We start from the raw sequence: 15,824 nt of genomic DNA, 5'->3' as shown, positions 1-15,824 counted from the left end.
CGGTGTGTCAGCTACAAAAATGTCGACTGACACTCCCTCTTCGCGAGCAAGCCCGCTCCCACAGGGGAATTGTGTGTGGGGCTCGGTAATTACTTCGGAATATCGGCCTTCATGCCTTCCACGTAGTAGTTCATCGACGCCAGTTCCGCATTGCTCGCCGTCGCCCCCTCCGCAATTTTCACGACGCCCGCCTGATCCTTGATCGGCCCGGTGAATGGGTGCAGCGTGCCGTTCTTGATGTCGGCGATGATCTGCTCGGCTTCGGCCTTCACCGGTGCCGGCACCAGGTCGCTGATCGGCAATTCAACCGTGCCTTCTTTCAAACCGCCCCAGTAGTCCTGGGATTTCCACGTATGGTCGAGCACGCTCTGGGTCGCCTGGATGTAGTGCGGGCCCCAGTCGTTGACGATGGACGTCAGCACGGCTTTTGGTCCGAAGTGCGCCATGTCCGAAGCGTAGCCCACGGCATACACGCCGCGACGTTCGGCGGCCTGGATCGGCGCGGGGCTGTCGGTGTGCTGGAACACCACGTCCACGCCCTGGTCGATCAGTGCGTTGGCAGCATCGGCTTCCTTGCCCGGATCGAACCACGAGTTGACCCACACCACTTTGATCTCGGTGCCCGGGTTGTATTTGTTCAGGGCCAGTTGAATGGCGTTGATGTCGCGGATCACTTCCGGGATTGGAAACGAGGCGACGTAGCCGATCTTCTTGGTCTTGGTCATCTTCGCCGCGAGGAAACCGCCGACGTAGCGCCCTTCATACGTGCGCGCCAGGTAGGTGCCGAGGTTCTTGTCCTGTTTGTAGCCGGTGGCGTGCTCGAAAGTCACCTTGGGAAATTGCTTGGCGACTTTCAGTGTCGGGTTCATGTAGCCGAAAGACGTGGTGAAGATCAGGTCGTAGTTATCCTTGGCCATGTTGCGGATCACCCGCTCGGCGTCGGCACCTTCGGCGACGTTTTCCACATAGTTGGTGGTGATCTGCGAACCGAATTTTTCGGCCAGCGCTTTGCGTCCCTGTTCATGCTGATACGTCCAGCCGTGGTCACCGATCGGGCCGATATAGACGAAGCCGACTTTCAGCGGGTCGGCGGCACTCGCGGTCAGGCTGGCGCTCAGACCGATGGCCGCGGTAACGGCGCACAACAGCTTCTTCAACGGACGTTTATGCATGAACTCGAACTCCATTTTGTTTTGAGGTTGGCGAGGTCAATGCAAATTGCTGACCAACAGGACAACAATAAATTCGAAACCGTGTCGCGGCCATCGCGAGCAAGCTCGCTCCCACATTGGATCGCGTCCCCCTGTGGGAGCGAGCTTGCTCGCGATGAGGCCCTTGAGGCCGATAAAAGTGCATGGACTGGCGCTGCTGCCATCCACTGGTGCGCTAAGGTGTAACGAAACGTTAGCGCCGCCCCGCAGTCAGTAGCTCATCACTCTGATTCCGCTCCACTGTGCAAAAGGCCCGCAATGCTCACACTCCTCAAGCAAGAAAAGTTTCTGCTGCTGGCCCTGATCGCCGCCGTCGTCGCGTATCCGCTGGAGCCGTGGATGCTGCACAACGGCCAGCCCATCGCACTGGCCGCCGGGTTGGTGCTGATCGCCTTCATCGTCGCCGCATCGATGCGCGTGGCCCATCACGCTGAACTGCTCGCGGAAAAGGTCGGCGACCCCTACGGCACGATGATCCTGACTTTGGCCGCGGTGCTGGTGGAAGTGGTGATATTAGCCATCATGATGAGCAACGAAGCCTCGCCGACCCTGGTGCGCGACACGATTTACTCAGCGGTGATGCTCGACATCAACGGCATCCTCGGCCTGGCCGCGTTGATGGGCGGGATCAAGCATGGCGAACAGTCCTACAACGACGATTCGGCGCGTAGCTATAGCGTGATGATCCTCACCGCCATGGGCGTGTCCATGGTCGTGCCGGAGTTTATTCCCGAAGCTAACTGGAAGGTGTATTCGGCGTTCACCATTGGCGCGATGGTCGTGCTCTACACCTTGTTCCTGCGCATGCAGGTCGGGCCGCACAGTTATTTCTTCAGCTACAGCTACCCGGAAAAACGCCGCAAGAAAGTCCCGGAAGAAGCACCGGAGCCGGTCAACGTGACGCTCAGCATCGCGACGCTGGTGTTTGGCGTGGTGGTGATCGGTGCCTTGGCCGAAGTGATGTCCAAGACCCTCGATCTGGGCCTGGAAGGCACGGGTGCTCCGCCGGTGATCACGGCGATCCTGGTGGCGGCGATTTCCGCCGCACCGGAGATTCTGACCGCATTGCGCGCAGCGCTGGCCAACCGCATGCAGTCCGTGGTGAACATCGCCATGGGCGCGTCGCTGTCGACAGTGATTCTGACGGTGCCGGTGATGGAAGCCATGGCGCTCTACACCGGGCAGCCGTTTCAAATGGCGATGACGCCGGTGCAGACAGTGATGATTTTTCTGACGTTGATCGTCAGCGCGATCAACCTGAATGACGGGGAAACCAATGCCATCGAGGGCATGACGCACTTTGTGCTGTTTGCGACGTTCATCATGTTGTCGCTGCTCGGTCTTTGAACCCACCACAAAACCAATGTGGGAGCGGGCTTGCTCGCGAAGGCGGAGTGTCAGCAACAGAAATGTCGACTGATACACCGCATTCGCGAGCAAGCCCGCTCCCACAGTTTTAATCGGTGTTGTGTCAGGTACCGGCGATCAGTTGCCGAGCCGCCTGGCTGTGATCCGCAATCAACCCCTTCAGATCCAGCCCTTCAACCTGCCCATCAATCACCCGCCACTTGCCGCCGATCATCACTCGATCCGCGCGATCCGCCCCGCACAGCAGCAACGCCGACACCGGATCATGACTGCCCGAGAACCGCAGCTCATCGAGTTTGAACAACGCCAGATCCGCCTGTTTGCCCACCGCCAGTTCACCGATATCGGTACGCCCGAGTAGACTCGCCGAGCCCTTGGTCGCCCAACCCAGGACCAATTCCGGGGTGATCTTCTCGGCGCCATAACGTAGACGCTGGATGTACAGCGCCTGCCGGGTTTCGAGCATCATGTTCGATGCATCGTTGGACGCCGAACCGTCCACGCCCAGACCCAGCAGCGCACCCGCCGCCGTCAGATCCAGCGTCGGGCAGATGCCGGACGCAAGCCGCATGTTCGAGCTTGGGCAATGGCAGATGCCGGTGCCCGCCGCGCCGAGGCGGGCGATTTCGTCCGGGTTGAAATGGATGCCGTGGGCCAGCCAGGTGCGCGGGCCGAGCCAGCCGACGCTGTCCAGGTAATCCACGGTGCGCAGGCCGAAGCGTTGCAGGCAGAAGTCTTCTTCGTCGAGGGTTTCCGCCAGGTGGGTGTGCAGGCGCACGTCGAGTTTGTTCGCCAGTTCGGCGCTGGCGGACATGATTTCCGGGGTTACCGAGAACGGCGAGCACGGCGCCAGGGCGATCTGGATTTGCGCACCGTCGCCACGCTCGTGGTACTCGGCAATCAAGCGCTGGCTGTCGGCGAGGATCACTTCGCCTTCCTGCACGGTTTGCTGTGGCGGCAGGCCGCCGTCCTTTTCGCCGAGGCTCATGGAACCGCGCGTGAGCATGGCGCGCATGCCCAGTTCGCGAACGCTCTCGACTTGCACGTCGATCGCATTTTCCAGGCCTTCCGGAAACAGGTAATGGTGATCGGCCGCCGTGGTGCAACCGGACAGCAGCAGCTCGGCCAGCGCGACTTTAGTGGCGAGGGCCAGTTTTTCCGGGGTGAGGCGGGCCCAGACCGGGTACAGGGTTTTCAGCCACGGGAACAACGGCTGATTGACCACCGGCGCCCAGGCGCGGGTCAGGGTTTGGTAGAAATGGTGATGGGTGTTGATCAGCCCCGGCAGAATCACATGCTCACGGGCATCGAAGACTTCATTGCAGGGCGTGGCCGGCTGCTGGCCAGCGGCGAGCACTTCGACGATCAAACCGTCTTGCAGCACCAGGCCGCCACGGGCATCGAGGCCATTGGCAGTGAAGATGGCGAGGGGATTTTTTAACCAGGTACGGGTCGCAGGCATGTTGGCCGGCTCCTCTGAAAGTGGGTTCAGGTTAGCCAGCTCAGTGATTACCCTGTCTGCTGATCCAGGGTCGCCGCGAGGGACGAGGTGCGGAGTTTCAAACAAATTGGCGTTGCGGGCAAGCCCGCCCCGACCAGACGACGCAAAACCATCTGTGGAATACGGCCTCCTGTGGGAGCGGGCTTGCTCGCGAATGCGGTGCGTCATTCAACATAGATGGCGACTGATACACCGCCTTCGCGAGCAAGCCCGCTCCCACATAGGGATCTACAGCGTTTACCAGGGAATCGTTTCACCCTTGTAGTTCACGAAGTGATGCCCGCCCTTGCCGGTATACGCGTTCACCTGATCCACCAACCCACGGGTACTGGTTTCGATATCAATGTCTGCACCGTCACCGCCCATGTCGGTCTTCACCCAACCCGGATGCAGCGACAGCACCGTCAGTTTCTGCTCGCCCAACTGCGTGACAAAGCTGTTGGTCATAGAGTTCAGCGCCGCTTTGCTGGCCTTGTACAACGCCAGTTCCGGCGCGTCGGGCATGGTCACGCTGCCCAGTACCGAACTCATGAAGGCCAGCACGCCACTGCCATCCCGAATCTGCCCGACAAAACGCTGGGCCAGGTTGATCGGCGCCACGGCGTTGGTGAAAAACAGTTGCCCGACTTCGGCCAGCGTCGCACCACCGGGCGTCTGGACGTCCGGACCTTTGACCCCGGCATTCACGAACAGCAGGTCAAACACTTCGCCTTTGAGTTGTTGGCTCAAAGCGATGACGGCTTGCTGATCATCCATGTCGAGTTTTTCAATTCGGACCTTGCCCAACGCTTGCAGCGCCTCGGCGTTCTGCGGGTTGCGCACGGTGGCGGTGACTTGCCAGCCATCGGCCAGCAGGGTTTTCACCAGGCCGAGGCCCAGGCCCCGGGAGGCGCCGATGATGAGTGCGGTTTTTGCCGTGGACATGATGGGCTTCCTTGATAAATGAGAATCACGGATTTAAGGGACAACGCTGACCGAGACGTTGCTGCAATTCACTGCGCAACGCGCCGAGTTCATTCATGCGGGTTTCGATCAGCGTGAGCTTGTCTTGCAGCAACTGCGTGACGGCGCTGTCCGGGTCGGGCGACTGCCACAACGCGGCGACGCTGTTGCCGATTTCGCCAAGGGTAAAGCCCAGCCGTTGAGCGGTCTTGATGTACAGCACCAGTTGCACCATGTCCGCCGGATAGTCGCGATAACCGTTGGCGCTGCGTTGCGCCGCGATCAACCCGCGCTGCTCGTAGAAGCGCAGCGTGTCGCGGCTGACGGCGCTGGCCTGGGCTAATTCACCGATGCGCATCATGACGTCTCGAAGGGGCTTGACCCTGGAGCATACTCCAGGCTTTAGCCTTGTTGCTCCCTGATTTTATGGAGCAACGCCGATGTGGACTTCAACGCAATATCGCCGAGTGGTGCGCGGCAGTGCCTGGTACGACCTGATCGTGACAGCGGCGTTTGTCACGCCGTGGAGTTTTGCCGCTTTGCATGGATTGCTGTCGAGCCTGAGCCAGACATTGAACCTGCCCGGTGAGCTGCCGGCGTTTGAGCCGATGCACATGATGATGGCGAATCTGTTGGGGTCGATTGTGTGTTTGGGCAGTGTTGCGGATTCGGGATCCGCAGCCGATTTACGGGCGGTATGACGCGGTGGGGCGGTTTTTGTTTGCGGCTTGGCAGCTCTATGCCTTGGTCCACGGCGCCAGTTCGTTGTTGGTGATTTTCTTGTTCTTTGAAGTGATGTGGGGCTTGGTTCAGGTGTTGCCGGTTCGGGCGCTTTCGCGAGCAAGCCCGCTCCCACAGTAGATTTGTGTTGATCACAAAAACCAGGCTCGACTCGGCCTAATGTGGGAGCGGGCTTGCTCGCGAAGAGGCCCGTTCGGTCACCGCTAGTGCCCACCCTGCCAAGGCTGCCCCAACGAAACCGGCGCATACAACCGCGTGCGCAGCGCATCCCGGGACAGCAACACCAGCACCACAATGGTCGCGACATACGGCAGCATCGCCAACAAACTGGACGGAATCGCCAGCCCCAACCCCTGCGCCACCAGGTGCAGGATGCTGGCGAGCCCGAACAGATACGCGCCAAGCAGCAATCGCCACACCCGCCAACTGGCAAACACCACCAGCGCCAAGGCAATCCAGCCGCGCCCGGCGCTCATGTTCTCGGCCCACATCGGCGTATAGGCCAGGGACAAATAGGCCCCGGCCAACCCGGCCATCGCCCCGCCAAACAACACCGCCAAGGTACGCACACCGAGCACCGGCAAGCCCATGGCACTGGCGGCATCCGGGTTTTCCCCGACGGCTTGAATGATCAAACCCACGCGACTTTTCAGAATCACCCACGCCACCAGCGCAAACAACGCGAACGACAGATACACCAGCAAATCCTGGGCAAACAGCATGCGCCCGATCAGCGGAATCTCACTCAGATACGGAAGCGCCACTGGCTCAAAACCTGCCAGCGGTTTACCGACCCACGCCGCACCGACGAAGGTCGACAGCCCCACGCCGAAAATGGTCAGCGCCAGCCCGGTGGCCACTTGATTGGCGTTGAACACCAGCGCCACCAAGGCGAACAGCGAAGACAGCAGCATCCCGGCCAACATCGCCAGAAACACGCCGAGCCACAGGTTGCCGCTGTTCAGCGCGACTATAAAACCAATCACCGCGCCAAACAGCATCATGCCTTCCTGGCCCAGGTTGAGGACGCCGCTCTTCTCGCAGATCAGCTCGCCCAGCGCCACCAGCAGCAACGGGGTACCGCAGCGGACCATGGCGTAGAAAATATTGCTCAGCAGATCGATATCCATCACAGCGCTCCTGCGGTTACGGCGGTGGCGGGCGCGCGGCGGGCCCAGCGCACATTCAAACGCGGTCGATAGAGAATCAGCACATCACTGGCCAGCAGGAAAAACAGCATCATTCCCTGGAACAATTGAGTGATCGCTTGCGGGAGGTTCATGCTCATCTGCGCGCTCTCGCCGCCGATGTACAGCAGCGCCATCAACAGGCTGGAAAACAGAATTCCGATGGGATTCAGTCGCCCGAGAAACGCCACGGTGATCGCCGCATAGCCGTACCCCGGCGAGACTTGCGGCACCAGTTGGCCGATGGGCCCGGTGACTTCGCAAACTCCGGCCAACCCCGCCAAGCCGCCGCTGATCAACAGCGCCAGCCAGATCAGGCGCTTTTCGCGAAAGCCGACAAACCCTGCGGCGCGCTTGTCCAGCCCAAGTACTTTGATCTGGAATCCGACAAAGCTTTTCTGCAACAACACCCACACCGCGACCAGCGCGAGCAGGGCGAAATACACCCCGGCATGCACGCGACCGTCCTCCATCAACAGCGGCAAACGACTGGCATCCCCGAACATTGCCGACTCTGGGAAGTTGAACCCGGCCGGGTCTTTCAACGGTCCGTGCACGCAGAACAGCAGCAGGTTCAGGGCGATGTAATTGAGCATGATGCTGGTGAGGATTTCGTTGGCATTGAAGCGCGTGCGCAACCATGCCGTTAGCCCGGCCCACGCCGCGCCAGCCGCGGTGCCGGTCAGCAGAATGAACACCAGCGCCCAGCGACTTTGCATGTCGATGATATTCACCGCCAGCGCACTGCCAGCCAGGGCGCCGAGCAGCAATTGGCCTTCGGCACCGATGTTCCAGATCCGCGCCTGATACGCCACCGCCAGGCCCAACGCACACAGCAGAATCGGCAGGGCTTTGACCAGCAATTCGGAGACGCCGTACAAGTCGCTGATCGGTGCAATCAACAACGTGTGCAACGTCAGCAACGGGTCGTGACCCAGTGCGATAAATAGTAGTGAGCCGCAGCCCAGGGTCAGCACCGCCGCCAGCAATGGCGAGCACCACAACATCAGGCGCGATTGCTGGCCACGGGGTTCGAGAGAAAGCAGCATGTGAAACTCCGTTAAAGCGTTGCAGATTCGGGTGATTGAGGCGTGTCGAACTGGCCGGCCATCCAGCCGCCGACGTCGGTCAACCGGGTATCGACGGTGGCCTGGAGCGGCGACAGTCGACCGCTGCACAAGGCGCCGAGGCGGTCGCCAATCTGGAACAGTTCATCGAGGTCTTCGGAGATCACCAGGATCGCCGCGCCGGCATCGCGCAGAGCAATCAGCGCGCGGTGAATGGTTGCGGCGGCGCCGACGTCCACGCCCCAGGTCGGGTGCGCGGCCACCAGCAGTTTCGGTTGCTGGAGGATTTCCCGGCCCAGGATGAACTTCTGCAGATTGCCGCCGGACAGGCTGCGGGCCGGGGTTTGGGTGTCGGGCGTCTTCACCCCGAAGCGGCGGATGATCTCTTCAGCCAGCGCCTCGACTTTGCCGCGCTGAATCAGGCCCTGGCTCACCAACCCTTGTTGAAACGCCGTGAGCAGGGCGTTGTCGGCCAGACTCAGTTCCGGCACGGCGCCGTGACCCAGGCGTTCGGCGGGCACGAAGGCCAAGCCGAGTTTGCGCCGGGCATCGGGGCGCAAATGAGCGACTGCGTGGCCGGCGAAACTGATGGTTTGCGCCTCATTGCGGTTCAGCCGTTCCTCTCCGCTGAGCAACGCCAGCAACTCATCCTGGCCATTGCCCGCGACCCCGGCGATGCCGACGATTTCACCGCTGCGCACTTCGAGATTGAGGTCTTTGAGCGAGCAACCGAACGGATCCGGGTTGTGCCAGGACAACCTGCGGACCTTCAAAAATGCCTCACCACCGATGACCTTCGGGTAGTCGGTGATCAACTCGGCCGCTTCACCGACCATCAACCGCGCCAGTTGCTGATCCGAGCATTCGGCCGGCACGCAATGCCCGGCCACCCGACCACCGCGCAACACCGTGGCGCTGTGGCACAGCGCCCGGACTTCACCGAGTTTGTGGCTGATAAACAGAATGCTGCAGCCCTCGGCGGCCAGTCGGCGCAGGGTGACAAACAATTCGTCGGCCTCTTGCGGCGTCAGCACCGACGTCGGTTCGTCGAGAATCAGCAGGCGGATGTCCTGCATCAGGCAGCGAATGATTTCCACGCGCTGGCGTTCGCCGATGGACAGGCTGTGGACAAGTCGTTCCGGCTCCAGCGCCATGCCGTAGCGTTGGGACACTTCACGAATCTTTGGTTCAAGCTGTTTCGGCGTGCCGGCCGCCGCGCCCATGGCCAACGCAATGTTCTGCGCCACGCTCAGGGTTTCGAACAACGAAAAATGCTGGAACACCATGCCGATCCCAAGCCCCCGGGCCTGGGCCGGATTGCGCAGGGTCACCCGTTGTCCTTGCCAGATAACCTCGCCGGAATCGGCGTGGGTGACGCCGTAGATGATCTTCATCAGCGTACTTTTGCCCGCGCCGTTTTCGCCGAGCAGGGCGTGGATTTCACCGGGGGCGATGCTCAGGTCGACGGCATCGTTGGCCAGGCAACCGGGATAGCGTTTGCTGATGTTGCGTAATTGCAGGCGCGGGATTTGATCGGGGATCGGCACGGGGTTGGGCATGACTGGCTCGGGTCGCTTGGAGTTATGCCTGTGGACAAAGCAATTTTCTGGCCATTGAGTCAGGATTTCCGTAAACCCATGCGGTTCAGGGCGTTACAGATGTGCCTGGAGCTGCTTCGCGGCTGAATCAAGCACCACATGAGGGCAAGGTTTTTGATTCAGGCTCCGGTTTTGCCCACGGCAATTTGATCAAAAAACGAGCAGCCGGCTGCAAGCTATGCCGGATATGGGGCTGCGCCAGCCATGAACGGGTTATCCACAGGTTGCTCCACAGTATTTGTGCGCAAGCCTGACACTCGGGCATAAGCACTGTGCGGCTATCTTCTAAAGGTGATAAACCGAGCTAACTGTTTGTTTTTTCGTGGAATTAGGATGTTTGATGGCGTTTTGGACGAAAAGTGAACAATGCCCGCAAAGCCGCATGACAGAAGGGTTACAGCGGGATGTGCTCAGGTTATCCACAGCCGGGTGCACAGCAGATGTGGGCAAGTGTTGAATGCAGTGAAACTGGGAATGCCCCAAAAGATCGCGGCCTTCGGCAGCCCTACAGAAGATCGCGATCCCAATGTAGGAGCTGCCGAAGGCTGCGATCTTTTGATCTTCTAGCGCTGCAACAAAATGCGTCCGCGACTTAAGTCGGCCAAGTGCAATTGCAGGGTATCGATCTGCTGCTCGCCGATGGCGAGTTGCAACTCCACGCCATTAGCGGTGAAGGATTCTTCCACGACCAAGCCGCCCAGTTCCGCCACCCGCAGCTTCACCAACGGCAACTCGCCAAACCCACAGGCACAGCTCACCGGCACCCGACTGATCAATTCAATCTTTGGCGCGCCTTGCAGGCACTTGTTCGCCCCCCCGCCATAAGCTCGGGCCAACCCGCCGGTGCCGAGTTGAATGCCGCCGTACCAGCGAATCACCAGTACCGCGACCTGATCGCAATCCTGCGCTTCGATCGCCGCCAAAATCGGCCGGCCAGCGGTGCCGCCGGGTTCGCCGTCGTCGTTGCTGCGGTACTGGTCGCCAAGCTTCCAGGCCCAGCAATTGTGCGTGGCGTTCAGGTCGCTGTGCTGTTCGATGAACGCCTGGGCTTCGGCCGGGCTGCCGATTGGCCCGGCGAAAGTAATGAAGCGGCTTTTGCGAATCTCTTCGCGGTATTCGCAAAAACCGCTGAGGGTAAAGGGCATAGGGAACTTAGATAGCAGGTGTCAGGCCGCAGCCCTTGAGGATGATGCGGATCAGGTTGTCGCCGGCATCTTCCATGTCTTGTTTGGTCAGCTTGGTGCGCCCGCTGACCCGGCAGATCTGCGTGGCGAAGTCGGCGTAATGCTGCGTGCTGCCCCACAACAGGAAGATCAGGTTGACCGGGTCGACCGGGTCCATCTTGCCGGCGTCGATCCACGCCTGGAACACCGCGGCCCGGCCCTGGAACCAGGCGCGATAATCCTGGTTGAAATACTCGGTCAAACATTCGCCGCCGCTGATGACTTCCATGGCGAAAATTCGCGAGGCTTGCGGCTGGCGGCGGGAGAATTCCATTTTGGCGCGAATGTAGCGGGTCAGCGCTTCGGCCGGATCGTCTTCGGCCGTCAGGGTGTTGAAGGTGCTGTCCCACAATTCGATGATGTTGCTCAGTACCGCCACGTACAACCCAAGCTTGTTGGTGAAGTAGTAATGCAGGTTCGCTTTGGGCAAACCGGCATTCAGGGCGATGGTGTTCATGCTGGTGCCTTTGAACCCGTGTCGGGCGAATTCATCTTCGGCGGCTTTGAGGATCGTCTCTTCGTTCTTCTGACGAATGCGGCTGGCAGGTTTGCCGCCGTGGGCGGGGACTTCAAAGGTCATAGGCACTTCCGGAATAGTCTGTGGGTGCAACCAGTGCGTTGATAGCGCAACCACAGGTTTGAGACAAGTGCCGACACGATAAAACCTCTGCGCCAACGACCCGTAGGAGCAAAGCTTGCTCGTGATAGCGAGTTCATATCCGACATGGATGTGACTGACACGACGCTATCGCGAGCAAGCTTTGCTCCTACGGATTTGTGCGGGTTTAGCGCGTGGCCGCCAGGCTTTCCAGAAAGCTTTCCAGCACCAGATGCGGGCGACGACCCTTGCGCGTGACCGACGCGAGGCTAAGGTCATAAAAACGCACGGTGGGTTTGAGCGCGCGCAATCGGCCTTGTTGGACCCAGAGGCTGGCGTAGTGATCCGGCAGATAACCGATGTAGCGCCCGGTCAGAATCAGGAACGCCATGCCCTCACGGTCGGAGGCGCTGGCGGTGCAATTGAGCGCCTGGTAATGCGCCTGGATCTCGGCGGGCAGGCGGAAGGTCGGGGCGATCGCGTCCTGGCTGTTCAGGCGTTCGTCGTCCAGTTGCTTGTCGTCGACATAAAACAACGGATGACCGACCGCGCAATACAGCAGCGAACGTTCGCTGTAGAGCGGTTGATATTCCAGCCCCGACAACGCGCTGGCCTGGGGCACGACGCCGACGTGCAAGCGCCCATCGAGTACACCTTGTTCGACTTCATTGGGCGCGATCATGCGGATCTGAATCTGCACGTCCGGCCCGCGTTCCTTCAATTGCGCCAACGCATGGGTGATGCGCATGTGGGGCAGGGTGACCAGGTTGTCGGTCAGGCCGATGGTCAGTTCACCACGCAAATGCTGGTGCAGGCCGTTGACCTCGGTGCGGAAACTTTCCAGTGCACTTAATAACTGCAATGCCGAGTGGTAGACCTCGCGGCCCTCTTCGGTCAGGGAAAACCCGGCCCGACCGCGTTGGCACAGGCGCAGGCCGAGGCGTTGTTCCAGGTCGCTCATTTGCTGGCTGATGGCTGAGCGGCCGATGCCCAATACCGATTCCGCCGCGGAGAAGCCGCCGCACTCCACGACACTGCGGAAGATCCGCAACAGGCGGATATCAAAGTCGCTGACTTGGGCCAGAGGGTCGGGACGTCGAGTACTCATAAGTTTAGTGCTGGCCTGACTGAACGTTAGAAGAGTTGGATTTCACCGACTTTATCCCCGTGGCAATTTAGCTGCAAGAACGCTTTTGATCTCTACGCCGCTTATTGCCCTGCGAGGTTTTAATCATGAACTTGCCCGAAAACGCCCCGTCTTCCCTGGCCAGCCAGCTCAAGCTTGATGCGCACTGGATGCCCTACACTGCCAACCGAAATTTCCAGCGCGATCCGCGACTGATCGTCGCCGCCGAGGGCAGTTGGCTGATAGATGACAAGGGGCGCAAGGTCTACGACTCGCTCTCGGGGCTGTGGACTTGCGGCGCCGGTCACACACGCAAGGAAATTCAGGAAGCGGTCGCCAAACAGTTGGGCACCCTCGATTACTCGCCAGGCTTCCAGTACGGCCATCCGTTGTCGTTCCAGTTGGCCGAGAAAATCACTGACCTGACCCCGGGCAATCTGAACCACGTGTTCTTCACCGACTCGGGTTCCGAGTGTGCGGACACCGCAGTGAAAATGGTCCGCGCTTACTGGCGTCTGAAAGGCCAGGCCACCAAGACCAAGATGATTGGCCGTGCCCGTGGTTATCACGGCGTGAACATCGCCGGCACCAGCCTCGGCGGCGTGAACGGCAACCGTAAGCTGTTCGGCCAAGGTTTGATGGATGTCGATCATCTGCCGCACACCTTGCTGGCCAGCAACGCTTACTCCCGTGGCATGCCGAAAGAGGGCGGTATCGCCCTGGCGGATGAACTGCTCAAGCTGATCGAGCTGCACGATGCTTCGAACATCGCGGCAGTCTTCGTAGAACCTATGGCCGGTTCCGCTGGCGTACTGGTTCCGCCTGAGGGCTACCTCAAGCGTCTGCGCGAAATCTGCGACCAGCACAGCATCCTGCTGGTGTTCGACGAAGTGATCACCGGTTTTGGCCGTACTGGTTCGATGTTCGGCGCCGACAGCTTCGGCGTGACCCCGGACCTGATGTGCATCGCCAAGCAAGTCACCAACGGCGCGATTCCGATGGGCGCGGTGATTGCCAGTTCCGAGATCTATCACACCTTCATGAACCAGGCGACGCCGGAATACGCGGTGGAATTCCCCCACGGCTACACCTATTCCGCGCACCCGGTGGCCTGTGCTGCTGGCCTGGCGGCACTCGACCTGCTGCAAAAGGAAAACCTGGTGCAGAGCGTGGCCGACGTCGCGCCGCATTTCGAAAATGCTCTGCACGGCCTGAAAGGCACGAAGAACATCCTCGACATCCGTAACTACGGTTTGGCCGGTGCGATCCAGATTGCCCCGCGTGACGGCGACGCGATTGTGCGTCCGTTCGAAGCCGGCATGGCGCTGTGGAAGGCCGGGTTCTACGTACGCTTCGGCGGCGACACCCTGCAGTTCGGGCCAACCTTCAACAGCAAGCCGCAAGACCTTGATCGTCTGTTCGACGCGGTCGGCGAAGTGCTGAACAAGATCGACTGATTCGACATGACCTGTAGGAGCAAGGCTTGCCAGCGATGGGGTCCTTGAGACCGCTATCGCGAGCAAGCTCTGCTCCTGCAAAAGTTAAACGGGCGCCCCTCGATGGGCGTCGGTGCACAAAATTTCAGGAGTACTGCATGAGCCTCATCCCGCATTTGATCAATGGCGAACTGGTGACCGAAGACGGTCGTACGGCCGACGTGTTCAACCCGTCGACCGGCAAGGCTATCCACAAGCTGCCATTGGCCAGCCGCGAAACCATTCAGAAAGCCATCGACTCGGCCAAGGCTGCGTTCCCGGCCTGGCGCAACACGCCGCCGGCCAAACGTGCGCAAGTGATGTTCCGTTTCAAGCAATTGCTGGAGCAGAACGAAGCACGTATCGCGCAACTGATCAGCGAAGAACACGGCAAGACGCTGGAAGATGCGGCGGGTGAGTTGAAGCGCGGCATCGAGAACGTCGAGTTCGCATGCGCGGCGCCGGAAATTCTCAAGGGCGAGTACAGCCGTAACGTCGGGCCGAATATCGATGCGTGGTCGGACTTCCAGCCGTTGGGCGTGGTAGCGGGGATTACCCCGTTCAACTTCCCGGCGATGGTGCCGCTGTGGATGTATCCGCTGGCGATCGTCTGTGGCAACTGCTTCATCCTCAAGCCGTCCGAGCGCGATCCGAGTTCCACCCTGCTGATCGCTCAATTGTTGATCGAAGCCGGTTTGCCTAAAGGTGTGCTGAGTGTGGTGCATGGCGACAAGGCAGCGGTGGATGCGCTGATCGAGGCGCCGGAAGTCAAGGCGCTGAGCTTTGTCGGCTCGACGCCGATTGCCGAATACATCTACGCCGAAGGTACCAGGCGCGGTAAACGCGTCCAGGCACTGGGCGGGGCGAAGAACCATGCGGTGTTGATGCCGGATGCGGATCTGGATAACGCCGTCAGCGCCCTGATGGGCGCGGCGTATGGTTCTTGCGGTGAGCGTTGCATGGCGATCTCAGTGGCCGTGTGCGTCGGTGATCAGGTGGCGGATGCGCTGGTGGCCAAGTTGGTGCCGCAGATCAAGGCATTGAAAATCGGTGCCGGTACGTCGTGCGGTCTGGACATGGGGCCGCTGGTTTCCGGTCAGGCTCGGGATAAAGTCAGTGGCTATATAGAAGACGGTGTTTCTTCGGGTGCAACCCTGGTGGTTGATGGTCGTGGTTTGAGTGTGGCGGGGCATGAGGAAGGCTTCTTCCTGGGGGGCTGCCTGTTTGATAACGTCACGCCGGAGATGCGTATCTATAAAGAAGAGATCTTCGGGCCGGTGCTGTGCGTCGTTCGGGTCAACAGCCTGGAAGAGGCGATGCAACTGATCAACGATCACGAGTATGGCAACGGCACCTGCATCTTCACCCGTGACGGGGAAGCCGCGCGGTTGTTCTGCGATGAGATTGAAGTCGGCATGGTTGGCGTTAACGTGCCGTTGCCGGTGCCAGTGGCTTATCACAGCTTTGGTGGCTGGAAGCGTTCGCTGTTCGGCGACCTGCATGCGTATGGCCCGGATGGCGTGCGTTTCTACACTCGCCGCAAGGCCATCACCCAGCGCTGGCCGCAACGGGCGAGCCATGAAGCGTCGCAATTCGCGTTCCCTAGCTTGTAAGTAGAGGGGGAGAAGGCCGGCCCGTCAGGGCCGGCCTTCGCGTTTTCAGGGCTTTTCTGACCTATATGACAGAATTGTGAAATTAGGTGTTGACGGCAGATCCTGGAAGTCTATAATTCGCCCCACTTCCGGCGCAGTCGAAACGGAAACTCCTTGGTAAACAAAGAGTTACGT

Annotated in this window: 13 protein-coding genes and 2 pseudogenes; 4 read left to right on the top strand and 11 right to left on the bottom strand. The window is 60.2% G+C overall.

All coding sequences use genetic code 11. The annotated features are described in order from the left end of the window. Nucleotides 1-89 precede the first annotated feature (89 nt). The gene (locus HB680_RS31055; protein WP_213942097.1) at nt 90-1,172 is read right to left on the bottom strand and encodes a BMP family ABC transporter substrate-binding protein; all 1,083 of its coding nucleotides are present in this window, start codon (nt 1,170-1,172) and stop codon (nt 90-92) included. 297 nt (nt 1,173-1,469) lie between these two features. Between HB680_RS31055 and HB680_RS31050 the strand changes: the two genes are divergently transcribed. Then, nucleotides 1,470-2,558 carry a calcium:proton antiporter gene (locus tag HB680_RS31050; protein WP_213942096.1) on the top strand — a complete coding sequence of 363 codons (1,089 nt, stop codon included), beginning with the start codon at nt 1,470-1,472 and terminating at the stop codon, nt 2,556-2,558. Nucleotides 2,559-2,682: 124 nt separating this feature from the next. Here the strand turns inward: HB680_RS31050 and HB680_RS31045 are convergent, their stop codons facing one another. The 4 genes and pseudogenes from HB680_RS31045 to HB680_RS31035 form a co-directional block, all read right to left on the bottom strand. After that, nucleotides 2,683-4,041 carry an 8-oxoguanine deaminase gene (locus tag HB680_RS31045; protein ID WP_213942095.1) on the bottom strand — a complete coding sequence of 453 codons (1,359 nt, stop codon included), beginning with the start codon at nt 4,039-4,041 and terminating at the stop codon, nt 2,683-2,685. A gap of 169 nt (nt 4,042-4,210) precedes the next feature. Further along, nucleotides 4,211-4,324: pseudogene (locus HB680_RS32985) on the bottom strand (EamA/RhaT family transporter); the annotation flags it as partial. Further along, a complete protein-coding gene (locus tag HB680_RS31040; protein WP_213942094.1) occupies nt 4,318-5,004 on the bottom strand; it encodes an SDR family oxidoreductase in 687 nt (228 codons plus the stop codon). The pseudogene HB680_RS32985 and the gene HB680_RS31040, both read right to left, overlap by 7 nt. 25 nt (nt 5,005-5,029) lie before the next feature. Continuing rightward, the gene (locus HB680_RS31035; protein ID WP_213942114.1) at nt 5,030-5,380 is read right to left on the bottom strand and encodes a MerR family transcriptional regulator; all 351 of its coding nucleotides are present in this window, start codon (nt 5,378-5,380) and stop codon (nt 5,030-5,032) included. An 82-nt stretch (nt 5,381-5,462) separates the two neighbouring features. Between HB680_RS31035 and HB680_RS31030 the strand changes: the two are divergent. Beyond that, nucleotides 5,463-5,883: pseudogene (locus HB680_RS31030) on the top strand (hypothetical protein). A gap of 83 nt (nt 5,884-5,966) precedes the next feature. Here the strand turns inward: HB680_RS31030 and HB680_RS31025 are convergent. From HB680_RS31025 to HB680_RS31000, 6 genes are all read right to left on the bottom strand, one after another. After that, a complete protein-coding gene (locus HB680_RS31025; protein ID WP_213942093.1) occupies nt 5,967-6,893 on the bottom strand; it encodes an ABC transporter permease in 927 nt (308 codons plus the stop codon). Continuing rightward, nucleotides 6,893-7,999: an ABC transporter permease gene (locus HB680_RS31020; RefSeq protein ID WP_213942091.1), complete on the bottom strand. Its 1,107-nt coding sequence runs from the start codon at nt 7,997-7,999 to the stop codon at nt 6,893-6,895. Before HB680_RS31020 ends, HB680_RS31025 begins: the two co-directional genes overlap by 1 nt. A gap of 11 nt (nt 8,000-8,010) precedes the next feature. Then, on the bottom strand, nt 8,011-9,576 hold the full coding sequence (locus HB680_RS31015) for an ABC transporter ATP-binding protein (protein ID WP_213942090.1): 1,566 nt from the start codon (nt 9,574-9,576) through the stop codon (nt 8,011-8,013). 602 nt (nt 9,577-10,178) lie between these two features. Further along, complete coding sequence (locus tag HB680_RS31010) at nt 10,179-10,760, bottom strand: YigZ family protein (RefSeq protein WP_213942089.1); 582 nt, start codon at nt 10,758-10,760, stop codon at nt 10,179-10,181. 7 nt (nt 10,761-10,767) lie between these two features. Then, nucleotides 10,768-11,418 (bottom strand): TetR/AcrR family transcriptional regulator, encoded by a 651-nt coding sequence (locus tag HB680_RS31005; RefSeq protein WP_213942088.1) that lies wholly within the window; start codon nt 11,416-11,418, stop codon nt 10,768-10,770. Between the two features lie 205 nt (nt 11,419-11,623). Next, the gene (locus HB680_RS31000; protein WP_054043958.1) at nt 11,624-12,544 is read right to left on the bottom strand and encodes a LysR family transcriptional regulator; all 921 of its coding nucleotides are present in this window, start codon (nt 12,542-12,544) and stop codon (nt 11,624-11,626) included. A gap of 125 nt (nt 12,545-12,669) precedes the next feature. Here HB680_RS31000 and HB680_RS30995 point away from each other — a divergent pair, with 125 nt between their 5' ends. Further along, the gene (locus HB680_RS30995) at nt 12,670-14,019 is read left to right on the top strand and encodes an aspartate aminotransferase family protein (protein WP_213942087.1); all 1,350 of its coding nucleotides are present in this window, start codon (nt 12,670-12,672) and stop codon (nt 14,017-14,019) included. Nucleotides 14,020-14,156: 137 nt separating this feature from the next. Then, nucleotides 14,157-15,650: a CoA-acylating methylmalonate-semialdehyde dehydrogenase gene (locus tag HB680_RS30990; protein WP_213942086.1), complete on the top strand. Its 1,494-nt coding sequence runs from the start codon at nt 14,157-14,159 to the stop codon at nt 15,648-15,650. Nucleotides 15,651-15,824: the final 174 nt, after the last annotated feature.

The organism is Pseudomonas sp. dw_612, assembly GCF_018449725.1.
Taxonomy (GTDB): domain Bacteria; phylum Pseudomonadota; class Gammaproteobacteria; order Pseudomonadales; family Pseudomonadaceae; genus Aquipseudomonas.
The sequence above is the reverse complement of the archived record's forward strand: the minus strand, read 5'-3'. Positions and strand labels throughout refer to the sequence as shown.

Bases quoted from the DNA above. Each gene is read 5' to 3' on its own strand.
- HB680_RS31015 (WP_213942090.1), bottom strand. From the start codon at position 9,576: ATGCCCAACCCCGTGCCGATCCCCGATCAAATCCCGCGCCTGCAATTA.
- HB680_RS31050 (WP_213942096.1), top strand. From the start codon at position 1,470: ATGCTCACACTCCTCAAGCAAGAAAAGTTTCTGCTGCTGGCCCTGATC.
- HB680_RS31025 (WP_213942093.1), bottom strand. From the start codon at position 6,893: ATGGATATCGATCTGCTGAGCAATATTTTCTACGCCATGGTCCGCTGC.
- HB680_RS31055 (WP_213942097.1), bottom strand. From the start codon at position 1,172: ATGCATAAACGTCCGTTGAAGAAGCTGTTGTGCGCCGTTACCGCGGCC.
- HB680_RS31010 (WP_213942089.1), bottom strand. From the start codon at position 10,760: ATGCCCTTTACCCTCAGCGGTTTTTGCGAATACCGCGAAGAGATTCGC.
- HB680_RS31040 (WP_213942094.1), bottom strand. From the start codon at position 5,004: ATGTCCACGGCAAAAACCGCACTCATCATCGGCGCCTCCCGGGGCCTG.
- HB680_RS30990 (WP_213942086.1), top strand. From the start codon at position 14,157: ATGAGCCTCATCCCGCATTTGATCAATGGCGAACTGGTGACCGAAGAC.
- HB680_RS31045 (WP_213942095.1), bottom strand. From the start codon at position 4,041: ATGCCTGCGACCCGTACCTGGTTAAAAAATCCCCTCGCCATCTTCACT.
- HB680_RS30995 (WP_213942087.1), top strand. From the start codon at position 12,670: ATGAACTTGCCCGAAAACGCCCCGTCTTCCCTGGCCAGCCAGCTCAAG.
- HB680_RS31005 (WP_213942088.1), bottom strand. From the start codon at position 11,418: ATGACCTTTGAAGTCCCCGCCCACGGCGGCAAACCTGCCAGCCGCATT.
- HB680_RS31020 (WP_213942091.1), bottom strand. From the start codon at position 7,999: ATGCTGCTTTCTCTCGAACCCCGTGGCCAGCAATCGCGCCTGATGTTG.
- HB680_RS31035 (WP_213942114.1), bottom strand. From the start codon at position 5,380: ATGCGCATCGGTGAATTAGCCCAGGCCAGCGCCGTCAGCCGCGACACG.
- HB680_RS31000 (WP_054043958.1), bottom strand. From the start codon at position 12,544: ATGAGTACTCGACGTCCCGACCCTCTGGCCCAAGTCAGCGACTTTGAT.